Consider the following 24,246-nt stretch of genomic DNA (forward strand, 5'->3'; position numbering starts at 1 on the left):
TAAATTCCCAGCAGTTCTCCCCGGTCACCGCCGTTGCTTAAGCCGCTTCCCCCCCCATACGCTACCACGGCCACTGCCGCCGTCCCCGTCGCCAAGAAAACCGAATCCCATGTCGAAACCCAACTCTAACGTGAGCTGGACAACATAGCGACGGTCCTCCAATTGGCCAGGGTACTCTCCCATTTCAACGCCATAGGTGGCTGCGTCCACGCGCAAAAGGCCTAAGCTCAGGCCGGCTCCCAAGGTGTAATAACCTTGATAAAACCCAGCTCGAATATCCACCAAGGGTAGACCCAATTCAACACCCAAGTGGATTTTTTTCCCGAGTTGTTCGTCATTACGGTTCAAGTGCTTGACCTCAAGCGCCGGAGTGACGCTGATCAATCCCGCATCAATCGCTAGGGCAGCACCGATGGCCATATCATCTTCGTCAGGCGGAGGGGCTTCCGCATCACCCTCAGCGGTAAATTTGGTTTTACCGACATTACGCCACACAAAACTAAGTGTGGGAGCCACCGGTCCCGGCACCTTGATGTTTATGCCAATGTCCGCAGCATATCCGGTGCCTTCTTTTTCAATGTTGCTGGAAATACTATCCGGATCAAGACTTGCAATAAAGCTCGGACCAAATGGAGCGCGAGCTCCCGTCCGAGTAATTCGTCTGATCACACCACCGACGTGAAACATGGGGAGGATCGGTACTCCAAAACCCAACGCATAGCCGAAGTCATTAATGACGTTAATGTCCATATTGGGATAGACCGGATTATTCACCTCAAGGCTGGCGTCCAAATGATCGTAAACTGCAAATCCAAAGTACGGAAAGGTAATAGCTGATTTTCCCATTCCAGCCGCCCACACCCTTTCTCCGTAGAGCCCCTTAACAGTATCCGAAAAGGTACCACTCCCCTGAAGATCCTGAAGCTTGTCCGCCACTTCAACACCGCTAGCGCCAACGATGAGATCAAAAATCGTCCAGTTGATTCCTCCGATTTGAGCCAGTCCTGCTGGGTTGTAGAACATGGAATCCGCATCGCGGACAACGGCCGCATAGGCATTTCCCATGCCTAAAGCCCGCACCGAATTGGAGGCCTGAAACAACTCAGCGCCCTGAGACAATCCTGGCCACAAGGCTCCCAACAACAGCGGCAGGGCAATCAAAATAACAATGACTATTCGTCTTAACAATCTCTCTCCATTGAGATCTAGGGACACAAACAGTTGTCCAAGGTGTTGTTGCAGGAGCCAATCCCCACCCATTCATTGGCCTGAACGATCGACCGAATTCCTTTAACTTGGTTGGCATCGTAGGTCGCGGCCTCAGTAATGCTGCAGAAATCCAAGGCGGGGTTGATACCACTCAAGTCGTTGCACAGGTCCGTCAATGAGGTCAGCTGCCCACTGCCAATGGTACTCTGTCCACCAACCGCCCCCAGGCTGATCAGGGCCAAGGCCAGACCCGTTCCCACTTCGCGCACACTGGCCTCCGGGAAATTGGCGGCATCATCGGTGCAGGCATTCCACCCTCCATCCGGATTACCATCAAAATCAGCCTTATCGGCGTGAGCTGAAATCGTGGCGCCAATTTTGGCAAAGCTCAAAAAGGCCATTAGAAGGTTTTCGTCCACTGTCCTTAGGGCCGCATCCGCACTTATTGCCTTGATAATAGTCTCTGCCGTTTTACAATCATCGCGATTGGCTGTTGTGACGTTCTTGTACTGTGCCATGAGAAACTTGAACAACAAACTTGGTAGAGTTCCGGCCATACTCTCTGCCAAGGCCAATAAGTCCAAACCACAACGGCCAGCGTAAGCTGAGGCATAGACCACAGCCACTTCACGCTTTGCCAAGTAGGCAGCTGACATACTGCTGAACTTGGAAATTGCGTCGTCCCATTCGCTGCTGTTGATGTGAATACGGGCAGCTTTGAACAATGCCGCGTCTGTGTCGTCCTTAGCAAATTCAGAAAGAATGTTTTGACCGCAGCTCAAGCTCGTGATCAAGGAGATCAATAGCAATAGTCTTGGCCAAATATAAAAGGACCCTTTCGGCTTCATTCCAACTCCCGAAAATGGTTTTGTTTCTATATATTAGGATACTGAAAAATCAGCGATTGGAGACTGGACCCAGCCCTTCACTAGACAAAAGACGACAATGCCAGCCTAAAAGCGGTAGGAGAATTTGAGATTGTAGTGTCGTTCTTCTTTAGGAGCATCGACCGTACCTACTTCTTCTCCATAACTCGCGGCCTGAAACTGGTAGTTGCCCATGGAGAATTCCAACCCATAAGTCCAGTAGCGCTGGTTGTATCCACCACGGAGGAAGACCGCATCGGCAAAGTTAAATTCGATACCCGCGTGGTAGCGACGATTCACGTCAGTCTCATCACTTGCGGTCAGAATATCCCGGTACTCGACTGTGAAAGTTGACCTGGTTCGCTTACCAATAATGGGAAAAACGGCCATCGCCACGTCAAGGGTGCCAACAGTATTGACAGGCCTTTCTGTGGCATTAAAAAACAACCCGTCATTAACATTGTAGTGGGTATTCCCCACATCGCGATAGACGGCTGCTAGAGTGGGCAGCATTTTCCATGGGGCGGACAAAATGATACCTGCGTCCGCGGCTGCACCAAAGCCCTCCTTAACCATGGAGTCCAAGGTCAACCCCGCGGATGCGGGATCAAGGGCCGCCTCATGAGCCTCGGCGCGATTGACAAAGCGTCCGGAGAAGCCGATTTTGATACGCCCATCCCAAAAGCGGAAGTTATAGCCTAAAACCACTGCCGTATCGTTGATGTAGTCATAGCGATAAGTATTGGCCGTAGTATCGACAGTCGCGCTGATTTCATACTTCTTGAATACACCAACACCAAAGTTAGGCACCACCAATGAAGGGAAGACCTGAGCCCTGAGGTACAAGGGCTTGTTTTGGTGCCCGTCATTAATCAAATCCAGTGTCTCCTGAGGCTCCAGGACTTTGGTCACACCGGTCCCGATAATGGCCTGAGTCTTGGAGCCCACGTCCACTTCCGGATCAGCAACTGTGATGATGTAGTCACGGAGCTTGCCCAAACCCGCCGGGTTCGCCAGAAGGGCGGTCTCGTCGTTAACCACAGCAATGGAGGCTCCGCCCATCCCCATTTGGCGTATTCCACGATAAAATTCAAAATTCTGTCCGGCATGGGCACTATAGGCGGCAAAGATATAGAGAATGACCGCACCAAGGATTGTGAGTGCGCGAAAAAGGAGATCTTGTTTGGACAACTTCATGTCGTCTTTAATCATGATTTGCTCCTTAGTATTGGTATCGGTCCATCTCGCCTCAGGTTGAGACGAATGAGCAACGAATTGGTCCTTGGGCCGAGAAAACTGGACCAGCCAGGAAAGGCCTACCCGACCTCACTTGGGGTGATATACTGTTGGGTGATTTCTACAGAGGGATTTGTGTATCAATAAGACGGTCTCGCGAATGAGGGAGTATCATGGGCAAAAGGTCATTTGGATGGATAAAAGGTGCAGTAGCTTTATCAATGGTTGCGGGTCTCGCCAGCTCTTTGAGCAGTTGCGAAAGTGACGAGACAAATGCCATCTCCAAAGGTCAAGAATGCCTGGATAAGGCAAGAACCCCAGCCGCTGCCAAAGGCTGTCGCGGCATTGTTGATGGCTTGAGTTCTCAGCAGGCCATGATCGTCCGCTGTGCCATCGAGGTTGTATCGGGCGGACTAACCACTTCCAAGGTTTCCCAGGCCTTTCAGGAATTAGAAAATGCAACAACTGACAAAGAGGCCACCATGATGGGAATCATGGCTAACGATGATGGCCCCAGTGCCGCCGACACGGCCGCTGCTTACTGTAATGCCTCTGGAATAGCTGGACTGCAGTACCTGGCTAACCTTTCCGTCGTAGGAACTTACATGGTGGCTGCCGTCGGTTCTTGGAACGGAGATGGGCAGGCTTTGATTAACCAGTGCAGTACTCCAGGGAACTGCAATGACGCCGCCATTGGCACTGCCATCATTACCATTGGCCAAAGTTACTGTGGCGGCCAGGATGCGGACCAGGAGATGTGTAACGAAATCAATCAGGCAATTGCCACGGGTGGCGGCGATCCGGCGACCGTTGCCCAGCAGCTCTATCCACTGTTGAACAATTAAACTGCTCAGAAGCCCCAAGAATAACCGAGGGAAAACATGATTAACATTTCCTCGGTTCCCACGGCTAACTCCATTTCCAATCGAGCACTCATAGGGGGCTTGATCACATCTTCAAATCCAACAGCACCTTTCAGGTAGTAGTTTTTCCAGTTACTGAAACTGGCCAGTTTTTCGTCCGCTTTCCATACGTGCGCGATTCCTGCTTTGTAGTAGGGCCGAAAGTAGTTGTCCGAAAAATGCACCCAGCGGAGACCGAGGTGCAGATGTCCATCAGAATTGGAAAACAGATCGGCACCACCTTCCCATTGGGGTTGGCGCTTTCTCGGCGCCAGGTAGGTAACTCCCAGTCCGTAAGGTACACTCTCTCCCTCACGGATGGCATCCAAATCGGCAATGAGGATGATCCTAGGGGATATCGATTGAAGATACGGGTAAACGTAGGAAATCTCCTTTTTCTCGGCCTCACTCATTTCCACGGGTGTGATTGAAAGATTGTTACTTTCAATCACATCTGGATTTACCTCATCAATTGGCTTTCCCTCCTCGTTGGGTGGTGGAGGAGGATCACTTAAATCTGAGGGTGGCGCTCCGTGAGCTGCCAACTCAAAGCACAGGACTAAGGTCAAAAAAATCAGATTGGGTCGTGAATGCATGGAGTAGAGTATACCCAACATCCACTTGGCCATATAGAATTTTTCTCTGAATGATGAAGGAGAAATCAATGATGAACAAGATGGCTTGGCTTGGACTTGGGACCTTTCTACTCATTATGGCAGCTCATGAGTCAGTAGCTGCACCGGCTTTGGATTTTTCCATTCATCAGCCTTACATAAGCACCCGCGCCATGGGAATGGGCAATGCCTTTACCGCAGTGGCTGATGATCACAGTGCCATGTTTTATAACCCTGCAGCTTTAGCCAGACGGGAAAATGGCAACCTGCACTTTTTTCTCCGTGGCGCCTTGGATTCTGAGTTTCTTGGTCTCTCCGACGACATCTCAAGTATTGATGGTAAAGGTACCGAAGCTGAGCAGATTGATAACATGATCAATCTTCTTGAATCTCATTATGGTGATCACTTCTACTCCCGATTGCCAACACTTGGCGGCTCCTGGGTACGACCCAATTGGGGTGTTGCAGTGGTTCCTATGGACTTGAGCCTAGATCTCAGTCTCCACCAACAGATTGGCCCTATGATCAATGTCAATGCCTATCTGGATACAACCATTGCCTACTCCTATGCCCGCGATGTGAAGTGGGGACAGCCCGCTGGCCACCGTCTAAGCGCCGGTGTAACGGCGAAGGCGATTCACCGTATTTACGGCGGAACAGCGGTTTCAGCCGGCGAACTAGCTGGCGGTAGTGAAATTTTCAACCAGGACGATGGCGATGAAGGCTTGACCATCGATGCAGACGTCGGCTTTCTCTATGATCCAAAACTTCCCGAGAGTGGTTTCTTTAGTCTCTTGGCCGTTGCTAAGCCCACCTTTGCTTTTGTTGTTCGCAATATTTTGGACTATGGCTTTTCCACCAACCTTCATCTCCTTGACGAGAATTCTGGTGAACCACCAAAGCTGGGACGGCGCTTTGACTTTGGCTCCAAGTGGGACCTCCCCGACTTCTGGGTGTTTGACCCCCATATGTCAGTCGATATCCGCGATGTGGGACACGAGAATTGGACCTTCATGAAGGGCCTACACATTGGGGCTGAACTCTACTGGAAGATGGCCGGTTGGTGGAAGGGATCTTGGAGCGTAGGACTCAACCAAGGTTATCTGTCCGCAGGAATTGGCGCTAAGTTAGCTTGGTTCCAAATCGATTTTGCCACCTGGGGTGAAGAAGTTGGCACTCAAGATGTGAGCAAAGAAAACCGCCGCTATATGCTGGAGCTTTCAATTGACATTTAAGCCTTAAAACGCTCAAGCAATTCTGCAACTTGGCGCTCCAACAATTCGCGAGCGCCAGAGTTATCCAAGACAATCTGCGCCCTCCTCCTTTTCTCTTCAATGGCGAGCTGCGAGGCAACTCTTTGCTTGGCCTCATCCAGTGAAAATCCATCCCGATTCATGACTCTCTCAATTTGTGTAGACTCAGGGGCATAAACCAATACCACCTGGTCAAACATGGTCTCCAGTCCCTTCTCATATAACAAAGGCACATCATAAAAGGCGACAGGTAGACCTTGGGCTGCCAAACGATCTCTCTCGTCTAAGGCCAAGCGTCTCACAATGGGATGAATGATTTTTTCCAATTCAGCGAGTCGTTTTGAGTCACCAAAAACCAGCTTCCCTAATCGACTTCGGTCTAGATTTCCATCAGGTCCCAGGACTTGCGTCCCAAATAGAGAGACAACTTGCTTAAATCCCTCACTATTTTTGGCTACGGCCTGCCGGGCCAACTGATCCGCATCTACCACAGTGCAACCACGAGCCCTTAACAACTGGGCTACAGTCGACTTTCCCGTTCCAATTCCACCTGTAAGTCCGATCCATTTCATAGCTAAGACCTTAGTATAATTAGGAGTTTACCATCAAGCTCAAGGGCTGGTCAGCCGATAAATCTAATGGGCAAAACACAGTCCCACAGAGCGATTCATCCCGCGTGAAAGGTGTGTGCGTGCGTGGAAAGTAAATCATACGAGGTATTTGGAAAATACATCCTCCTCGAAAAACTGGCCGCTGGCGGGATGGCCGAGGTTTTTCTTGCTCGCTCTCCCGGGGCAGGTGGCATAGGAAAGTTCGTCGCTATCAAGAGGATTCTACCTCAATTTTCCGATAGCCAAGAATTTATTGACATGTTCAAAGACGAAGCAAAAATCGCCATTAACCTTTCACACAGTAATATCGTGAGCATTTATGAGTTTGGTGTCGAAAAGGCCCAGTTCTTTTTGGTAATGGACTATGTTGAGGGGCGCAACTTGCGTCAAATTCTCAACAAGATGAAAAAAGCCAACACCCAGTTCTCCATTGATCAGATTGTCTATGTCTGCAAAGAGGTGGCCGCAGGCCTTGATCACGCACACCGATGTTTGGATGGGACCACCGGTAAGCCACTAAATATCACTCACCGTGATATGAGTCCGCAAAATGTAATGGTTAGCTATGAGGGCGAAGTCAAGATTGTGGACTTCGGTATTGCCAAGGCTGAAAGCCAATTGGAAACCACTCGCGCTGGAACTCTAAAGGGCAAGTTTGGTTACATGAGTCCGGAGCAGGCAGAAGGACAGCCTGTCGATCTGCGGACGGACATTTTTTCATTAGGAATTGTGCTTTGGGAACTCTTGGCCAATGACCGACTGTTTATTGCCAATAATGAAATCAATACTCTGCGTAAGATCCGGGATTGTCAGGTTCCGAGCTTGAGAAAAATCAATCCCAACATCCACGCCGAGCTGGAGAGGATTGTACAAAAGGCTCTGGCCCGCGACCGCAACCTTCGTTACCAAACAGCAGCAGCCATGCACCGGGATCTGAACCGCTATCTCAACCGTCAATTCCCCGACTTCTCCCCGCACGACTATTCGGTATTTGTTAAAACTCTATTTGCCGACGAGATCCTTGAAACTCGTCGTCGGCTGATTGAATACGCCAAGGTCAGCTTCGATTCACTTGGCGTACAGCTACCATCGGACGAGGAGTCCCATAGGAGGACTGTCACTGGACCAGCTCCTAGCCGTGGCAAACAAGGTGGTCCGAGACTGCAAAACCTGCCTGACCCCAATAAGGTGGTCCCCGTCCATTTGACGGATTCGACGTCCACTTCGACAACCACCGAGACGGACTCTGGGGAATCGGGGCCCAATACTTACAGTGATGCCAATATTGATTTCACCACCGATCGAGATGCCGAAACTGGGGCCTTCCGGATAAAGGAACCCACGATGGTTCATGGCATGGACCAAAGCGCCGAGTCGGAAGCTGAACAGATTGCGAAACAAAAACTCAAGGACAACCTAAAAGCATTGGTGGATAAGGCCCAGACTCTCAAAGAACCAGGAGCCAAGCCTAATCCGGGGAACCAGATGCGTGGTGGCGTTCGCGTCCAGAAAGATGGTCAAGAGGGCCTAAACCCCAATGGCCCATCTAGTCTGGATGACAATGCTCTGGCAGAAGTCATGCGACTTCACCAACGGCAGGATCAAGAGCCTCTGACGGATGGCAACCACCAAAACAATCATCATCAGCAACAGCACTATGAACAGGTAGGTAGCTCCAACCTTCGCCATAATCAACAACATGGGCATATGGCTCTAGATCCTGATTATGAAGAAGAGAGTAATAAATTTAACCAATACTCCAGCTATAGTATTTCTCGCTACACTTCAACCACCGACGTGGAAGGTAACTCCGTTGCCAAACGTGGATTTGGTGTCATGATGGGAGCGGTTGTCGCTCTGCTTTTCTATTCCTTTGCTGTGAAGTTTTATCCCAACCAGATGACGCCTGTTATGAACATCACGGAACCTGTACTGGGATCTCTGCACAAGGCCTTGGGGGGTAATGTGGAGCTGGGATCAGATGGAGCTCCTACCAAGCCGGGGGGATCGGATCAGCCGCCACCACTCAACCCTGGCGGCTCCGGGCAAATTCCTTCCCCACACCAGACAGGGACTCAACCGCCCGTAGAGCCCCCAAGGGGGACCGTTGCGGCCATCACTCCTCCTCCAACAGCTCCGCAACTTGATCCGCTTGAAAATCAGAATCCAGCATTGCTCAAGAGTACGGCGATGGCCGATCTGTTGATCACCAGCACTCCGTCTGGGGCGGAAATCTATGTTGACGGGCGAAATTCGGGCAAAGTCACTCCGAGTAAGATCAAAGTGCCATCTACGGAAAAATTTTTGGTGGTCCTCAAACGCACCGGTTACATCGACTACGAAAGAAGAGACCTGCTGAGATCTGAAACTGGCCGCAAGTTGGCGGCCACCCTGCAGAAGGCATTGGTCGGTTACCTGAATATCGATGTTATTCCTCCCCGTGCGGTGAAGGTGTTTATCAACGGCCAACGATTGTCGGGAGAAATGCTGCCCATCTACAACTACGCGGTTCCAGCTGAGACGTGGGTGGTCGTAAAGGCCGTGGATCCAATCAGCTCCCTGGCGGCTGAGGAGAAAATTTTCCTATCCCGCGACCAGAAGAAAAGTGTTACTCTCTATCTGAAAAAACGCGGCAAAGGCCGTAAATAGAATCGCAGACACCAATAGAGAAGAAACTGACAACATGGAACGCACCATTACACACTGCTTGTTAGACGCGCTCAAACGACCTGAAACTCACGTTGCCGTTCAATTCAAATCAGGACAAAACTGGCTGCGCTGGAGCTGGCGGGACTTCTACAGAGAGGTGGAATCACTAGCCGGCTTTCTCCACCAAAAAGGAATCCGCCGAGGCGATCGCATCGCTCTATTCTCCTCCACCCGAGTGGAATGGTTGATTGCCGATATGGCGATCATGGGTCTTGGTGCGGTGACCGTCCCCATTTACACCAGCAATCGAGAAGAAGACATTGAGTACATACTCAATGATTCCCAGTGCAAAATGATTCTGGCCGAAAATCGCGAGCTTGTCAGTCGCTTTCAGAATGTGGCCGAACAATGCCCTCAGGTTAAGGAGATTCTTGTCTTCACCGATCACAGCTCCGATGAGGAGAACATCACCGGGTGGAAGGAAGCCATCATTTCGGGTCGCAGATTTGCCCAGGAGGAGACTGATTTTTTGATGGCCGCCATTCATGGGAACCGACTGAATCAATTGGCCACAATCATCTACACATCGGGGACCACAGGTCGCCCCAAGGGTGTGGTTTTGACCCACACTCAGATCATGAGTGAGGTTAAGGACATCTTTCAAATGATTGGAGTCGATCATCGAGATGGTTCCTTAACATTTCTACCATATGCTCATATTTTGGGTAGGGTCGAAGGCTGGGGGGCTCTCTATGCCGGATTCACACTCAGTTTCGCTGAGAACCTGGAGAAGTTGCGAAAAAACCTCCAGGAGGTGCGCCCCACCATATTGATTGGCGTTCCTCGCGTTTTTGAGAAGATTTACAATGGCATTCGCACTCAGGTGGAAGCCCACCCTCTTCGCCACCGCTTGTTCAATTGGGCGGTCGGCACCGGAAAGCGAGTCAGTTCATCCAGACTTCATCGCCAGCCGCTGTCTTCTCTCGATTTGGCCCAGTTTGTGGCCGCCAAACAATTGGTTTTTGCTCCTCTCAAAGAAAAGCTGGGAGGACGGCTTCGCTTTGCTCTGTCCGGTGGCGCACCCTTGAGCCGCGAAATCGCCGAGTTCTTCCACGCCGCAGACATACTGTTGCTCGAAGGGTACGGACTTACGGAAACAACAGCGGCTGTCACGGTGAACACTCCTATGGCCTATTGTTTCGGCACCGTCGGCAAAGCCTTTGGGGATGTGGAAGTCAAAATTGCTGAGGATGGTGAGGTTTTGGTCAAAAGCCAAAAGGTCATGACCGAGTATTACAATAATCACGAAGCCACGAAGGCCGCCTTCACAGAAGGTGGGTTCTTTAGAACGGGAGATATCGGTGAGTTCAATGACGAGGGGTTTTTGCGCATCACCGATCGCAAGAAAGATCTCATCAAAACTGCTGGTGGAAAGTACGTTGCACCTCAAAAACTCGAGAACCTGTTGAAGTTAAATAAGTACGTCTCCCAGGTTTTGATCCACGGTGATCGCAGAAAGTACATTGTCGCACTTGTGACTCTGAATCCGGAGAACATTGAGGACTTTGCTCAACAGTATAGTGTTTCTTATAGTGATGTCCCAAGCCTAACCCAACACCCAAGGGTAAAAGAGCTCATCCGCGACGCCATCGCCGATGTGAACAGCCAGCTTTCCTCATTTGAAACCATTAAGAACTTCGCTGTGCTTCCCCATGACTTCACTGTGGAATCCGGGGAACTCACACCTAGTCTGAAAGTGCGCCGTCGCTTCTGCGATGAAAAATTCAAAGATGTTTTGGATCGACTCTATGGGGTTGACGGGAGCGTCTTGTAGAGTGCCAGGTTCCGAAAATACATCTGGGTGCGAAAAAAAAGTGGAATGATTTTCCACATTTTTTTCGCACCCCGATGCATTTTCGGAACCTGGCACCCTACAACTACCTCGTAAAATCAATATAGAAGCGAAAGCCCAATCCGACAAAGGGTCCGCTCATATCGAGGGACCGTTTGCTGGAATCGTAATTGAGGACTGTATCTCCCTTGACGACAGCGCCCTGGGCGATAGTGGTGACATCATTTTTGAACTCAAGTTTAGGTACCGGTAAGTATCGGTAACCCAACTCAAAGGCCACAGTAACTGTGTCTGCCATGAGAATTTCATAGCCCACTCCACCGTGCCCACTGATTCCGTAAGCCGTGGTCTTTTCGGCAAAATCAGTAATTCCACCCAACTCAGAGGTTCCTGTGGCCGTCATGGCAAATTCGTTGTCCATTGTTACGTCAGAGAGGCCCGCACCAGCAAAAAAATAGAACCGTGATTCCGGGTTTGGGGCTAAATTGACCTCAATGGTTGCGACCGGTTGTAAAACTAAAACTTTACTCGTCAGTAAAAACCGATTCACGCCAGAGGGGTTTTTGCCTGAGATTTCGTTGAGAGGTTTGGTTTGCAGAACCTCCATACCCACCCGCACAGTCACCCGGTCCTTAAATCTTAAAAGAAATCCAATTTCACCACTAAAATTATAGGCCACCTCATCGGCATAAACGGTGTCCGTCCCACCTGCTTTTGAAAATGCGTCGGACCCAGCCGCTGAAGTGCCGCCAGTGGCCCGCAAATAGGATGCTAGATACTCGTTTTTGAAATTAAAAACTCGTGCCCAGGAAACAGAGGGGGTCGCCACCGCCACCAGTAAGGCCAATGTCACCCACGCTCTTGATCCTATCACCGACTCTTCCCCTTCTGATGTGGCTTGGCCTGAGCCCTCTTGGGGGCTGGCGCCACATCGAGAATAATACGTCCTGGTTTATTGGCCTGTTTGGGAGAAAAAATCTCCACCTGAATAGGACGTTTCATATTCAAGATAAGGTTAGTCGCTCGATCTTCAGGGTCATAGGCAATTGACTGTAGAGCCAGATAAGGGGAACCAGAAAAGATCTTTTTAAGTTCGCTTTCCGTTAGCTTTGACCGCTGGACTTGGGAGAGATCCATGATGATGCGGGAGTTGGCAGAATCGACTTCAATGTGAAAGTAGGAGGAGGTTCCCATTAATGGGGCGCCATTTTCATCACCCAGATCCAATACAACCCGCTCCACTTTGGTTTTCTTCCCAAATTTGCGGCGCACATCACGCAGGGAGAACCCGCGCCCCGCAACTCCGCCTATGACCACGCCCTCACTCAGATATGAGTTGAGCTTCTTGGGCATTGAACGCTTATAGTCCTTGAGCCCCCAGGACGTGCCTGGAACCAAAAGCAGACCCAGCAAAACCCCGATCAACAGGCGCACCATAGACTCCCCCTCTCCTTGAACTAAGTGTGCCCAAATCCCCCTATTGGGGCAAGGGTTTGCCCCCTCAGCGGGCTGCTCCGCGTCCTCCAAAAATGGGCTCATTTCAGGGACCTAGGGACGATTTTTGGCACAAATTGGGCCTCAACCCCCCTCGGGAAGGGCCTTAACCCACCTAAAACTGGCATATTTATTGGAATTCTCTGGCTTTGATGAGTTTAGGACATTCCTAAGGCATGGGAGGAAGAGCCATGAAGAACCTTTTGGTTATTGGATTTTTCGCCTTGGCAGTTGGCCTAGTCGGCTGCAACAAGGACAAAAAAAGTGGGAACAGCACGGTCGCCGTGACACCCGCGAACAACACCTGTTCACAGTACACCTATCGCAACGGATTTTATTACGATGCTCAAGGTCGGGCCGTGACCTGTTATACTGCCACGAATAACTGCTCACAGTACCGATGGGACCCAAATCAAGGGTTTTATGTGGATGTTAACGGCGCACGAGTGGACTGCCAAAATAACGTGTTCAACAACTCCAATGTTTTCCCCTACTACACGACCAGCGGCAATGGTTGCTCGGCGTACACCCACGGTGTGTTCTACCCCGTGTTGATGGGAGGCACTTTGGTATGCGTTGGTTACTCCACTCTTAGTGCCAACTTCACCACCCAGTATCTTAACAGCATCTATATGGGTGGAGTCTGGACTCCAGGCAATCCCATCCTCGCCAGCTGTTACGCAGGATCGGGTAACTGCCGCTGTGGCGACTGGCTGGGCGGAACCCTCCAGTGGTGCTGGTCCACATTCTAATCTGACTTTGACTATGGCTGTCATCCGCCTCCAGGCTGACAGCCATTGGGAAGCCAAAATGCTTCCTTCAGGGGCGGCCACTATGGTATCCCAATTCAATGAACCAAAATAACAATTCCCAAGGCAATTTAAGTAGTAATCCCCTTCTTCACGATTCCAGCCAGCCCCACTTGGCGGTCCCTTTTCCGGAGATCAAACTGGAGCATTTTCTTCCTGCTTTGAAGGAAGCCATCCGCCTGGCCAAGGAGGGGATCACTCGGATATCGAAAAACCCGGAGCCTCCCACTTTTGCCAATACCATTGAGGCCATGGAGATTTCTGGTGAGCGAGTGGATTTGATTTCCCACGTCTACTACAACTTGCTGAGCGCTGAAACAAGTGATGAGCTTCAAGCCTTAGCCAACGAAATTGGCCCTCTACTCTCCAATTTTTCTTCGGACATTGTCCACGATGCAGAGCTGTTTGTTCGCATTAAAGCCGTCCATGAATGTGCCGATCGGGCTCAATTGTCGGCTGAGCAGATCACCCTTCTTGAAGACACCTACGTCGACTTCACTCGCAACGGCGCCTTATTAGATCAGGCAGGCAAGGAGACGCTGCGCAGGCTTGACGAGGAACTTTCCAAGTTGGGGCCGGCCTTTAATGACAATGTTCTCAAGGCCACCAATGCATTTGAACTTCATATCACTGATGAAAAGGAGTTGTCGGGCCTGCCTCCATCAGCAATTGAAGCCGCAGCTCACGCGGCTGAGGAAAAAAGTAAGACGGGCTGGTTGTTCACACTCGATGCTCCCAGTTATATGCCTTTTCTAAAGTATTCCGATGTGCGTGAGTATCGGGAGAAGCTGTGGCGGGCTTATGCCTGCCGTTGTGTGGATGGGCCTTATAACAATTCCGAAATGGTGATGAAGATCATTGGTCTGCGCCACGAGCGGGCCAATCTGCTCGGCTACCCGACTCATGCTGACTTTGTCCTGCGCAAGCGCATGGCGGAGAGTCCGCAGATGGTACATGGGTTTTTGGAGAAGTTGCTCAAGGCCTCAAAGCCCGCTGCAGAACAAGAAATTGCCAGCATCACCCGCTTTGCCCAGGAACTCGGCGGCCCAAACACCCTGATGCCCTGGGATCTCAGCTACTACGCTGAAAAATACAAGATTGAAAAGTTTCATTTTGATGAAGAAGAGCTGCGTCCCTATTTTCAGCTTGAGAAAACTGTCGAAGGTGTGTTCACCCACGCCCGCCTACTCTATGGCCTTAAGTTCAAGGAATGTGACCAGTATCCAAGATACCATAAGGATGTAAAAGTTTATGAGGTGAGCAAAGAAGAGTCTGGTGACTTCATTGGACTTTTCTATGCAGATTTCTTTCCGCGCCCGAGCAAAAAGGGTGGCGCCTGGATGACTAATTTTCGGGAGCAGGGACATTATGAAAATGGCCTGATGAGACCTCACGTGGGCATTGTCTGTAATTTCACCAAGCCCACCCCGGGCAAACCCAGTTTACTCTCTTTTTTGGAAGTTCAGACACTCTTCCATGAGTTTGGTCATGCCCTGCATAGCCTTCTCTCGCAGTGCTACTATCGCAGTCAGGCAGGAACCAGTGTATACTGGGACTTTGTGGAGTTGCCCTCCCAGGTGCTGGAAAACTGGACTTACGAGAAAGAAGCGCTAGATTTGTTTGCCCGGCATTACGAAACCGGCGAGAAAATTCCTGAAGCTCTGGCCAAAAAGATCAAAGATACTGCCCGGTTTATGGCTGGGTACCATTGCGTTCGCCAGGTAAACTTTGGTCTTTTGGATATGGCCTTTCACGATGTCAGACCTGACACAATTGGCAGCGTGGCGGATTACGAACACAAAGTCACCGAAGCATCTTCTGTACTGCCACAAATTCCTGGGACTCTTTTCTCTACGGCCTTCTCTCACATTTTTGGTGGTGGCTATTCGGCTGGTTACTACAGCTACAAGTGGGCCGAAGTTTTGGACGCCGATGCCTTTGAGTTTTTCCAGGAGAAGGGTCTGTTCAATAAGCAGGTCGCGGAGCAGTTTGAAAAAAACATTCTCTCGCGGGGCGGAACTGAGCACCCAATGGTTCTATATAAGCGCTTCCGTGGCCGGGAACCGGACCCCGATGCACTCTTGCGCAGGGATGGTTTGATCTAGGATATGGCAAAAAAAATGAAGACATCTGAGAAGAAGCACAAGGTTCTGATTCTGTTCCGACAAGGGACCGCATCAGCGAAATCCGTATCCCAGGAAGCAGCCAAGTGGCTGTTAGACAGAGGGGGTGAGGTCTTCAGCCATCCAGATCAGACAATTGCCAAAAGTATCAAAAAAGCCAGCAAGCAAACCCTTGGCTCCCTGAACCTAGTCGTCGTCCTGGGGGGCGATGGAACCTACCTGGAGGCGGTTCGCTACCTAGAAGGACGAAAGATTCCGATTTTAGGCGTAAACATGGGTTCTCTTGGCTTTCTTACTGAGACCCGTCTGGAGGATCTTTACCAGACTCTCGAACTGGCTTTGACTGGCAAAATGGAGATGCGACCCAGAGCCATGATTCAGGTAAAGGTCAAACGCAAGGGCAAAGTCCGCATTGAGCACACCGCCCTCAACGATGTGGTGATCGAACGAGGCGGCAATCATATGATCACCCTGAGTGCCTTTTGCGAAAAACAGCACGTTTGTGACTACAAGGCTGACGGCCTGATCATCGCTGCTCCGACCGGATCAACTGCCTACAACTTGGCGGCCGGAGGGCCTATTCTGCACCCGGAAGTAAAGTCTTTTGTCGTGACTCCCATTTGTCCCCATAGTTTGACAAACCGTCCAATCCTTTTTCCCGAGAATAAGACCCTGATCTTTAAGGTAAAAAAGGGATTGAGTGAAGCCGCTCTGACCGTCGATGGTCAACAGGTGACAAAGGTGACTGGAGATGATGAGATCTCCATAAAATTGGATCCGAATGAACACTTTGTTCTCAGGCGCCCGAGTCATAACTACTTTGATTTACTTCGTGAAAAGCTCAACTTTGGGACACGTGCGGTTTTCTAATTGAATTTAGCGACATCGTCGTCAATTTGGGGGAAGCCTTATGCTTGTGGAGTTGAACGTCTCCAACTTTGCCATCATCAATGCCATTAGTCTTCAATTTGCCGAAGGCTTGAATATCCTCAGCGGCGAGACCGGTGCGGGAAAATCTGTGCTACTTAAGAGTCTAGCCCTGTTGATGGGTGACAAATCCCAACCTGGAGTCATTCGGACCGGAGCTGAGGTGGCGACAATCGAAGGAGCCTTTGATCTTTCCCGCCGTCCCGATATCACTCAACACCTACATGAAATGGGTATTGAAACTCCAGATGACCATTTAGTGGTTCGCCGTATCTTGTCCTCTCAGGGCAAAAGCCGGGTCTACCTCAACGGAGCTCTGACGTCGCTGAACACTTTGAAGGAAATCATTTGTCCTTTGATTGAGCTAACCGGGCATCAATCGGCTCCTCTTATTGAAATGACTGGTCAGCATGATAACCGCAACCTCCAGTCCAAGTCCTACCATCTGGATATGGTAGATCGAATGGCCAACTGCTGGGATCTACGTCTCAGTGTACAGGAAAAGTATGATGAGTTGCGGTTGCTTAAGAAGAAGCGCCAGCAACTTGAGGAAAGTCGTTTGCAGCGTGAACAGCGCCTGGACTTCCTTCGCTATCAACGTGATGAAATCGCCAATTTAAATCTCCGTCCGGGCGAGGAAGATGAGCTTCAGGCCCGTTTTCAAAGGGCAAAGAACTCCTCTAAGCTGGCGAGCTTTGCGGGACAGAGTGAGGAGGCTCTCTACGGAGATGATGACTCTTCACTCGTTCGCATTCACCGGATTATTCAAAAAGCGCAGGAACTAGCCGATTGCGACCCGGGCGTTCTAAAAATGATCGAGCCCCTGCAGACGGCCAAAACCCTAATTGAAGAGGTGGTCTATGAGCTGCGTGAATATGGCCGGAATGTGGACATTGATCCTAGCGAACTGGATGGTCTGGAAGCGAGAATGAGCCAACTGCGGCACTTGCAGAAAAAGTATGGTAGCTCTGTGGAAGTTATCCTGGGAACGCTTGAGCGTATTTCGGAAGAAATTGACCAGTTGGAAAACTGCGATGAGGCCCTCGCCTTGATTGATAAGCAGGAAAAGGAATTGAGTCTCGCCCTTAAGTCTTTGGCACAAAGCCTCCATGAGCAGAGAAAGAAGGCCTGTTCCGTGTTAACAAAGAAGGTTAATCAGGAGCTTCGGGATCTAAACATGAAGGAAGTCACTTTTGGCGTGGACCTCAAAGTCCTGTCTGATGTGGGTCCAACTGGGATATCAGATATTGAGTTTACCACCAAGAGTGGAGAGAAGGATCAACCCCGCCCCCTGGCCAAGTTTGCCAGTGGTGGGGAACTGAGTCGAACTCTTCTGGCACTAAAGAGAACCATTGGCTTGTCAGAACTCCCACGAACCTTTTTGTTTGATGAGGTCGATGCCGGAGTTTCTGGCATGACGGCAGAGATGGTTGGGCGAAAACTTAAGGCTATCGCCAAAGGTCAGCAGGTGATTTGTGTGACCCACCTTCCTCAGGTCGCATCCTTTGCGGATCATCATTTCTTTATTCACAAGAAGACCACGAACAAGAAAACCCAAATGGAGGTGGTATCCCTTACAAGCAATGACGAAAAGATCAGCGAGATAGCACGCCTGTTGTCAGGAGAAAAGGTGACCAAAACCAGTCGGGATCACGCCCGCCAGCTGTTGGCCGAATCAAGAAAACAGTAGAGTAAAAACTGAGAGGCCGACGCGAACCATGCCCTCAAGAGGATCACTGCCATCGCGGGTGATACTCGCCATAAAAACAAAGGCGGTGATAGCTGTTCCCCAGAACACGATCCATTCAATCTTGGAGAATCCCAACCACCTTGATTTCTCTACCTGTTGAGGTTCTGTCTTACCTTCTAGCGCCAGTGTTTGTGCCATCCCAATAACCTCGCTTTCCCCAACCCACATACGTCTCTCTCCCAGAGAAAAAAAGAAAGCCTCACTCGGGGCAATGAGAGAGGCTTCACAAGGGGCATAGTTCTGGGGTACTGTGACCAAAAAATTTGGGGAACTTTTTGGTCTCATTTGAGACTCACCAGGGGCAATTGGTGATCTCTCTCATCTACAAGACTTTTTTGCGTTGACAGTCTTACTACCTAGCTAATCCAAATCCCGTACCAGCCCAATCCCCTTTTAACGCGGAGCTGAGATCGCGAAAAGCCCGACCTTGTCTACATATTGGTGAGTCAATTTGAGAAATCCTATGTTTTCCAAACAAAATAGCCTAGATGTGCGGACTGACCTGACTTTATACAGGCGTTTATGGGGTGAAAACAGATTGGTCAGTGATTCTCACTTTGAACCGCTAATCATCTGAAATAAGGGTTGTTTTTTGGCTTTGCCCGGGTGAAATTTGGTGTCAATTGGCTGACACTTAGAACTGAGAACAAAACCGCTCTGCCATCGCCGTGATGGTAAAACTGGGGTTAACTCCTAGGTTTCCTGGAACCACAGACCCATCGCAAACGTAGAGACCCGGGTAACCAAAGACCTGGTGGTTTTTATCCACCACGCCGTCCTCGGCGTTTTGGCCTATTCGAGCACCTCCTAATATGTGAGCTGTTGCTGGCGTTTGGGCCACCACTTCAGGCAGAATGTTCATCGCCATGCCGTCGATGTTTCGCGCCAAGATTTGAGCTGCCTGTTGGGCCTCAGGGTAAAATGTTGTAATTTGATCCCCCCCCGATCGAGCCAGACGGAACAGATGACCGCGCCCCTTTGAGGTGAAGTTCATTTTTTCCCCACTCGCTCTCATAAACAAAAGAATCACGCTTCGCTCGGCCCACCCTTTGGCCAACAAAACCCGCAACCAATTGATACCCTGAAACAACATTCTAAAAAAGAACTTAAAACGGCGGACCCAAAGACTGCCCGGACCCGTGAGCGGAACGCCGAGGGGACCTAGAGCACTGCTACCCTTTGAATAACGAACAGCCTCAAGAGTGGTTTGTTCATCCAAATGTATCGAGGCACCAATGGCGACCCCTTTTGAAAAATCCCGACCAAGACCATAGGCGGACGCCCCAAGCAGACACTCGCCATTGATGAAAACATCTTTTCCCAGTCGATTGGAAACATGAGAGAGGGTCCTAAAATTTGACTTGTTCTCAAACAAGATTCCAAGAGTACCCATCACTCCAGCACTTAAAATGACTTTTTCAGCCCGAAAGACTGGTCCTGGCCGTTTTCGAAAAACCTTCCATTGTTCTGTTTCGACGACGTAGCCACCTTCGGATTGCCAGATCAACTTTTTTGCCCGAGTGGAAGGAAAAACTTGCAGGCCCTTTTTGCGGGCAAAGTATAAATAGTTTTTTACCAAAGTATTTTTGGCATTTTCCCGACAACCTACCATGCAAGCCCCACAGTAAGTGCACCCCCTTCGCTTGGGTCCTTCTCCATTAAAATAGGGATCTACCTCCTCATCAGGTGAACCAAAGTAAACACCCACCTGTGTGGGTTCAAAGCTGTCAGCAACCCCCATGGCTTCCCCGATGTGTTTGAGTTGCTCATCGGCCGGGTGGATTTCCGGATTTGCAGTTCTTCCGAGCATTTTTGAGGCGGTTTCATAGTGAGGTTCGAGCTCCTCCGCCCAATCCACCTGCTGGAGCCAGTCTTTGTGCTTGAAGACCTGATGTCGCGGTTTGAACAGAGTGTTGGCGTAAACCAGGCTCCCCCCGCCAAGGCCCGCTCCCCCTAAAAGCAGCAGGCCGCGAAACCACTGAAGCCTTTGGATGCCTTGACAACCTAGGCGCGGCATCCATAAAAAGCGTTTCAAATTCCAGTTGGTCTTGGCGAAGTCCTGATCCCGATATTCCCGCCCCTCTTCGACGAGAGCAACCCGATAGCCTTTTTCCACCAAGCGGAGAGCGCATACGCTACCACCGAATCCGGAACCGACAATCAGGAAGTCGAATTTTTCTCGACTCGCATCCACGGCTGGTCACCCTCTATTTGGATACCCTGTCTAGATCTAACCACCGACCCTCGCTGGCAGTCAAAACAAAGACCGATGGCCTCTCCATCCAACTTCCCAAATTGACAATTCGGTGCTTCGTTTCTCCAGAGCTGATCTCTCGATCCTCGCGCACATGTATATGCCCGGCGATAAGTATGTCATAGGGTTTGGTCGCCAATATTCTGCGACCGTGGGCCAAAATCTTTTCTCTTGCTGTCGCCTGGTCCTGAGACTTGTAGCCACTGGTGTAAGCCCGGCTTCCCTGGCTTGCCCTTTCCCCTATCCTCACGAGCAAAGTCTCTGGTAGCCAATGAGCCACCATCTTCATTACAGGTGTCCGTAAAAACCACCGTAAGAAACGATATCCCGTATCATCTGGATCCAATTCATCACCATGCTCCAGTCGCAACCTGAGTCCTGCCAGTGTTGTATTGATCGGACCTGGGTGCACATCAACACCTAATTCCTTTCCCCAAAACTTCTCAAGATACAAATCGTGGTTGCCTTCAAAGTAGTGTACCGCAACACCTTCCATCGTCAGACGTCTAATTTGGTCGACAACATTTCGATATCGCTCTTGAAAATATTGGTGATCGGATAGCCACAAGTCAAAAATATCCCCCATCATAAACAAATGAGTGCACTCGAGGTCAGCACCCAGTCGGCGCAGGAAGGAAAGGAACAGCTCAGCTCTGTCTCCGGAGGCATCGGTCAGATGGACATCTGATACAAAATAGGCAGCAACACTCATCATCCTACTCTAAAAAAACGTCCGGTCGCCAATCAGCAACCGGACGAATTGAGATGTACTGATTAAGGAGCTTAGTAATCCTTTTGTCCTTCACTACTATCATCGATCTGATGCTTCTTCCGCAGATATGAAGGGACCTCCAGATTTTCAGCATCAAAGGGGGACCGTGCCACTTCTCGAGCCAAGCGACGGGCTGATGCCAGTGGGTCCACATCCTCTTCAACATTCATTGTCAATTGTTCTGGCTGCTGAGCCTGAGTGTGAGTGTGAGCCTGGCTCTCCCTGTAGGCCTTGGCTTTTGCCAAAAGAATATCCCGGGGAAGCTTAGGTTTTTCTGCGGAGTCTTCAGCCGCCAAATGCTCCGCCATCACCGGAGCTGCACTCTGAGAAGTAGGCTCTGCCTGCGGAGTAACCTCTTCCTTCAGGGGAGCAATCATTTCGATTTCTTCCCGCTGCGGCTGAGGGGGCTGAGCGATGGGCTTTTCGACCGCAGCCTCAGGTGCCTGAGGGGCCTGATACTGGGTCGGAACCTGATACTGATTGTTCGCGTGGATTACCCGTTGATCCATCATACGATGACCCTGAGCATTTGCCATATTGACCTGAGCCTCAGCCATCGCTTGAAGGCGGCTGATCTGATCAGACACCAGACGGGTTTGGTTTTCATTACCAAATCCAGTCGCAATAACAGTCACACGAACTTCGTCACCCATGTTTTCATCAATAACAGCACCAAAGATGATCTCGGCATCTTCATGGGAGGCTTCTGTGATCAGAGTCGAAGCTTCGTTGACTTCCCACAATGTCAGGTCTGGGCCACCGGTAACGTTGATGATAATTCCAGTAGCACCGTCAATGGCAATGTTCTCGAGAAGAGGAGATGAAATGGCTCCGGTCGCAGCCTCCACAGCCCGGTTTTCACCCACAGCCACACCTGACCCCATGATGGCCATGCCTTTGGCAGCCATGACCGTACGAATATCAGCGAAATCCAGATTGATCAGACCGCGGATATTGATCAGATCGGAAATTCCTTTTACTGCCTGAAGCAAAACATGATCCGCCTTTTTGAAGGTCTCAAGAAGTGGTGTCTTTTCACTGGAAACCGACAAGAGTTTCTGATTGGGAATGACGATCAACGTATCAACATTCTCCTTGAGCTCCTGAATTCCGGAGTCGGCATGCCGCTTTCTCTTTTTTCCTTCAAAAAAGAAGGGACGGGTAACCACACCGATGGTTAGAGCACCCAACTCCTTGGCAATCTTGGCCACGATTGGAGCTCCACCGGTTCCCGTGCCACCACCCATCCCGGCCGTGACAAAAACCATGTCAGCACCATCAAGAATTTCTACAATGTCATTGTAAGACTCAATAGCTGCCCGTTTACCAATTTCTGGATTGGCGCCCGCACCCAAACCCTTGGTGAGCTCAGATCCTAAATTAATTTTTCTTTCTGCCTTGTTTGCTGAAAGAGCCTGTCGGTCTGTGTTAGCAACCACAAACTCCACACCGGTCAATCCACCCTCAATCATCGTCTGGACAGCGTTGTTTCCGCCGCCACCAACACCTATGACCTTAATGCAGGCACCAATGTTGGCATTTTCCTCCAGCTCAAACATATTCCCTCCCCTGGAACCTAAAAGACGCTCGAAAAGTATTCCTTAATTTTCTTTGCAAATCCAGAGACAGCTCCGTCTTCCTCCGAATCACGGGGTGCCTCCACAGGCTTATGCTTCAGTTTCAGCTTTTCCTGTTCCACGCCATAAAGAACCAAACCAACGGCAGTGGCAAAGCTTGAGCAGCGAACTACATCCGTTAAGCCACCAACCCTATCGGGTGCCCCCCGTCGGACAGGTATATCAAAAACAAAATCACCCATTTCAACCAAACCGGGAAGAAGACTGCCTCCGCCGGTTAAGATCAGCCCAGACCCAAGTTTGGTGGTCAAATCCGCATCGGCGATCTCACCACGAATGAGGTGTAAAGTCTCCTCGGCACGAGCCTCCAGAACTTCACACAATTCGCGGCGTGGAAGGGTGCGGCTCTTACGACCGCCGACAGCCTCCACATCTATGGATTCATCCGTGTTAACCATTTCAGCCAAGGCACAGCCATACTTCTTCTTGAGGGCTTCTGCACTATTCTGCGTGGTTCTCAAACCCATGGCTACATCATGAGTAAAGTTGTTTCCACCAACGGGAATAACAGCTGTGTGGGTGACGCTCCCCTGAGTGAAGCTAATCATATCACAGGTGCCGCCACCGATATCTACCACACTACAACCTAGATCTTTCTCATCTTCACTAATCACCGAAAGAGCCGAGGCCAATTGCTGAAGTACCAGGCCTTTCACCCGCAGACCCGCACGCTCGGTACACTTAATGGCATTTTGAACAGAAGAGGCATTCCCAGTGATGATATGCACTGAAGTTTCCAGACGCACACCCGACATTCCAATTGGATCACTAATTCCCTCTTGCCCGTCGATCTTGTAGTCCTGTGGAACCACATGCAGAACGTGACGATCTGTGGGAATAGCCACCGCCTTCGCAGCCTCAATCACCCGATGAATGTCTTCTTCACTCACTTCCTTGTTACGGATTGCCACCATTCCCGTGGAGTCAAAGGACTCGATGTGCATGCCTCCAACACCCAACCATACCGAGTTCAATGTGATACCCGACATGAGCTCAGCCTCTTCTCTTGCTTTTCTGATGGCTTCTACTGTGGTTTCGATATTAACCACAGTTCCTTGGCGCATTCCCGGGTTCGGCGCGACTCCCACACCAACTACGTTGAGTCCCTCGATCCCCATCACGCCGATCACACAGGCGACTTTAGTAGTACCTATGTCCAGACCGGCAACCACGTGGTTGTTCTTGGTTACCTTTGTCATATTTCCTCAATGTTGCAGTCCCTAAGTTGTTGAAACCTTCAATCATCCCTGACAAGTGCAACATCCGTGTTACTCACCCAGTTTATACC

The 24,246-nt window shown here is 50.3% G+C and carries 20 protein-coding genes; 8 read left to right on the plus strand and 12 right to left on the minus strand.

Features of this window, described 5'->3' with window-relative positions; all coding sequences use genetic code 11:
- Positions 1 to 24 precede the first annotated feature (24 nt).
- From H6624_10460 to H6624_10470, 3 genes are all read right to left on the minus strand, one after another.
- Positions 25 to 1,188 (minus strand): hypothetical protein, encoded by a 1,164-nt coding sequence (locus tag H6624_10460; protein ID MCB9084757.1) that lies wholly within the window; start codon positions 1,186 to 1,188, stop codon positions 25 to 27.
- Positions 1,189 to 1,205: 17 nt separating this feature from the next.
- Entirely contained in the window at positions 1,206 to 2,057 is an 852-nt protein-coding gene (locus H6624_10465) for a hypothetical protein (protein ID MCB9084758.1), read from the minus strand.
- A gap of 105 nt (positions 2,058 to 2,162) precedes the next feature.
- Positions 2,163 to 3,287, minus strand: coding sequence for a hypothetical protein (locus H6624_10470; protein MCB9084759.1), 1,125 nt, complete (start codon positions 3,285 to 3,287; stop codon positions 2,163 to 2,165).
- Between the two features lie 197 nt (positions 3,288 to 3,484).
- On the opposite strand from H6624_10470, the gene H6624_10475 reads away from it, so the two are divergent.
- Complete coding sequence (locus tag H6624_10475) at positions 3,485 to 4,156, plus strand: hypothetical protein (GenBank protein MCB9084760.1); 672 nt, start codon at positions 3,485 to 3,487, stop codon at positions 4,154 to 4,156.
- Positions 4,157 to 4,161: 5 nt separating this feature from the next.
- Here the strand turns inward: H6624_10475 and H6624_10480 are convergent, their stop codons facing one another.
- The gene (locus tag H6624_10480; protein ID MCB9084761.1) at positions 4,162 to 4,842 is read right to left on the minus strand and encodes a hypothetical protein; all 681 of its coding nucleotides are present in this window, start codon (positions 4,840 to 4,842) and stop codon (positions 4,162 to 4,164) included.
- A gap of 35 nt (positions 4,843 to 4,877) precedes the next feature.
- Here H6624_10480 and H6624_10485 point away from each other — a divergent pair, with 35 nt between their 5' ends.
- Complete coding sequence (locus H6624_10485; GenBank protein MCB9084762.1) at positions 4,878 to 6,062, plus strand: hypothetical protein; 1,185 nt, start codon at positions 4,878 to 4,880, stop codon at positions 6,060 to 6,062.
- On the opposite strand, the gene H6624_10490 is transcribed toward H6624_10485, so the two are convergent.
- A complete protein-coding gene (locus H6624_10490; GenBank protein ID MCB9084763.1) occupies positions 6,059 to 6,652 on the minus strand; it encodes a dephospho-CoA kinase in 594 nt (197 codons plus the stop codon). The two genes, H6624_10485 and H6624_10490, sit on opposite strands and share 4 nt — an antisense overlap.
- A 123-nt stretch (positions 6,653 to 6,775) precedes the next feature.
- On the opposite strand from H6624_10490, the gene H6624_10495 reads away from it, so the two are divergent.
- Both H6624_10495 and H6624_10500 read left to right on the plus strand, forming a co-directional pair.
- Positions 6,776 to 9,340: a protein kinase gene (locus H6624_10495; GenBank protein ID MCB9084764.1), complete on the plus strand. Its 2,565-nt coding sequence runs from the start codon at positions 6,776 to 6,778 to the stop codon at positions 9,338 to 9,340.
- Positions 9,341 to 9,374: 34 nt separating this feature from the next.
- On the plus strand, positions 9,375 to 11,174 hold the full coding sequence (locus H6624_10500) for a long-chain fatty acid--CoA ligase (GenBank protein MCB9084765.1): 1,800 nt from the start codon (positions 9,375 to 9,377) through the stop codon (positions 11,172 to 11,174).
- Between the two features lie 103 nt (positions 11,175 to 11,277).
- Here H6624_10500 and H6624_10505 read toward each other — a convergent pair whose 3' ends face one another.
- The gene (locus H6624_10505; GenBank protein MCB9084766.1) at positions 11,278 to 12,066 is read right to left on the minus strand and encodes a hypothetical protein; all 789 of its coding nucleotides are present in this window, start codon (positions 12,064 to 12,066) and stop codon (positions 11,278 to 11,280) included.
- Positions 12,063 to 12,629 carry a hypothetical protein gene (locus tag H6624_10510; protein ID MCB9084767.1) on the minus strand — a complete coding sequence of 189 codons (567 nt, stop codon included), beginning with the start codon at positions 12,627 to 12,629 and terminating at the stop codon, positions 12,063 to 12,065. The genes H6624_10505 and H6624_10510 overlap by 4 nt, the downstream gene beginning before the upstream one ends.
- A 248-nt stretch (positions 12,630 to 12,877) precedes the next feature.
- On the opposite strand from H6624_10510, the gene H6624_10515 reads away from it, so the two are divergent.
- From H6624_10515 to recN, 4 genes are all read left to right on the plus strand, one after another.
- Positions 12,878 to 13,438, plus strand: coding sequence for a hypothetical protein (locus H6624_10515; protein ID MCB9084768.1), 561 nt, complete (start codon positions 12,878 to 12,880; stop codon positions 13,436 to 13,438).
- A gap of 98 nt (positions 13,439 to 13,536) precedes the next feature.
- Positions 13,537 to 15,600: a M3 family metallopeptidase gene (locus H6624_10520; GenBank protein MCB9084769.1), complete on the plus strand. Its 2,064-nt coding sequence runs from the start codon at positions 13,537 to 13,539 to the stop codon at positions 15,598 to 15,600.
- Positions 15,601 to 15,603: 3 nt separating this feature from the next.
- The gene (locus tag H6624_10525; GenBank protein MCB9084770.1) at positions 15,604 to 16,488 is read left to right on the plus strand and encodes an NAD(+)/NADH kinase; all 885 of its coding nucleotides are present in this window, start codon (positions 15,604 to 15,606) and stop codon (positions 16,486 to 16,488) included.
- Between the two features lie 40 nt (positions 16,489 to 16,528).
- A complete protein-coding gene (gene recN / locus H6624_10530; GenBank protein ID MCB9084771.1) occupies positions 16,529 to 18,235 on the plus strand; it encodes a DNA repair protein RecN in 1,707 nt (568 codons plus the stop codon).
- Here the strand turns inward: recN and H6624_10535 are convergent.
- The 5 genes from H6624_10535 to ftsA form a co-directional block, all read right to left on the minus strand.
- Positions 18,221 to 18,433, minus strand: coding sequence for a hypothetical protein (locus H6624_10535; GenBank protein ID MCB9084772.1), 213 nt, complete (start codon positions 18,431 to 18,433; stop codon positions 18,221 to 18,223). The two genes, recN and H6624_10535, sit on opposite strands and share 15 nt — an antisense overlap.
- 496 nt (positions 18,434 to 18,929) lie before the next feature.
- Positions 18,930 to 20,489, minus strand: a complete 1,560-nt coding sequence (locus H6624_10540; protein ID MCB9084773.1) for a GMC family oxidoreductase — start codon at positions 20,487 to 20,489, stop codon at positions 18,930 to 18,932.
- 13 nt (positions 20,490 to 20,502) lie between these two features.
- Positions 20,503 to 21,264, minus strand: a complete 762-nt coding sequence (locus tag H6624_10545; protein MCB9084774.1) for a UDP-2,3-diacylglucosamine diphosphatase — start codon at positions 21,262 to 21,264, stop codon at positions 20,503 to 20,505.
- 68 nt (positions 21,265 to 21,332) lie between these two features.
- Complete coding sequence (gene ftsZ / locus H6624_10550; protein MCB9084775.1) at positions 21,333 to 22,880, minus strand: cell division protein FtsZ; 1,548 nt, start codon at positions 22,878 to 22,880, stop codon at positions 21,333 to 21,335.
- A gap of 17 nt (positions 22,881 to 22,897) precedes the next feature.
- Positions 22,898 to 24,157: a cell division protein FtsA gene (ftsA, locus tag H6624_10555; GenBank protein ID MCB9084776.1), complete on the minus strand. Its 1,260-nt coding sequence runs from the start codon at positions 24,155 to 24,157 to the stop codon at positions 22,898 to 22,900.
- Positions 24,158 to 24,246 lie beyond the last annotated feature (89 nt).

This window comes from Pseudobdellovibrionaceae bacterium, from assembly GCA_020635075.1.
GTDB lineage: Bacteria > Bdellovibrionota > Bdellovibrionia > Bdellovibrionales > UBA1609 > JADZEO01.

Bases quoted from the DNA above. Each gene is read 5' to 3' on its own strand.
- H6624_10490 (MCB9084763.1), bottom strand. From the start codon at position 6,652: ATGAAATGGATCGGACTTACAGGTGGAATTGGAACGGGAAAGTCGACT.
- H6624_10475 (MCB9084760.1), top strand. From the start codon at position 3,485: ATGGGCAAAAGGTCATTTGGATGGATAAAAGGTGCAGTAGCTTTATCA.
- H6624_10480 (MCB9084761.1), bottom strand. From the start codon at position 4,842: ATGGCCAAGTGGATGTTGGGTATACTCTACTCCATGCATTCACGACCC.
- H6624_10470 (MCB9084759.1), bottom strand. From the start codon at position 3,287: ATGATTAAAGACGACATGAAGTTGTCCAAACAAGATCTCCTTTTTCGC.
- H6624_10485 (MCB9084762.1), top strand. From the start codon at position 4,878: ATGATGAACAAGATGGCTTGGCTTGGACTTGGGACCTTTCTACTCATT.
- H6624_10465 (MCB9084758.1), bottom strand. From the start codon at position 2,057: ATGAAGCCGAAAGGGTCCTTTTATATTTGGCCAAGACTATTGCTATTG.
- H6624_10515 (MCB9084768.1), top strand. From the start codon at position 12,878: ATGAAGAACCTTTTGGTTATTGGATTTTTCGCCTTGGCAGTTGGCCTA.
- recN (MCB9084771.1), top strand. From the start codon at position 16,529: ATGCTTGTGGAGTTGAACGTCTCCAACTTTGCCATCATCAATGCCATT.
- H6624_10545 (MCB9084774.1), bottom strand. From the start codon at position 21,264: ATGATGAGTGTTGCTGCCTATTTTGTATCAGATGTCCATCTGACCGAT.
- H6624_10525 (MCB9084770.1), top strand. From the start codon at position 15,604: ATGGCAAAAAAAATGAAGACATCTGAGAAGAAGCACAAGGTTCTGATT.
- H6624_10535 (MCB9084772.1), bottom strand. From the start codon at position 18,433: ATGGCACAAACACTGGCGCTAGAAGGTAAGACAGAACCTCAACAGGTA.
- H6624_10520 (MCB9084769.1), top strand. From the start codon at position 13,537: ATGAACCAAAATAACAATTCCCAAGGCAATTTAAGTAGTAATCCCCTT.
- ftsA (MCB9084776.1), bottom strand. From the start codon at position 24,157: ATGACAAAGGTAACCAAGAACAACCACGTGGTTGCCGGTCTGGACATA.
- H6624_10500 (MCB9084765.1), top strand. From the start codon at position 9,375: ATGGAACGCACCATTACACACTGCTTGTTAGACGCGCTCAAACGACCT.
- ftsZ (MCB9084775.1), bottom strand. From the start codon at position 22,880: ATGTTTGAGCTGGAGGAAAATGCCAACATTGGTGCCTGCATTAAGGTC.
- H6624_10510 (MCB9084767.1), bottom strand. From the start codon at position 12,629: ATGGTGCGCCTGTTGATCGGGGTTTTGCTGGGTCTGCTTTTGGTTCCA.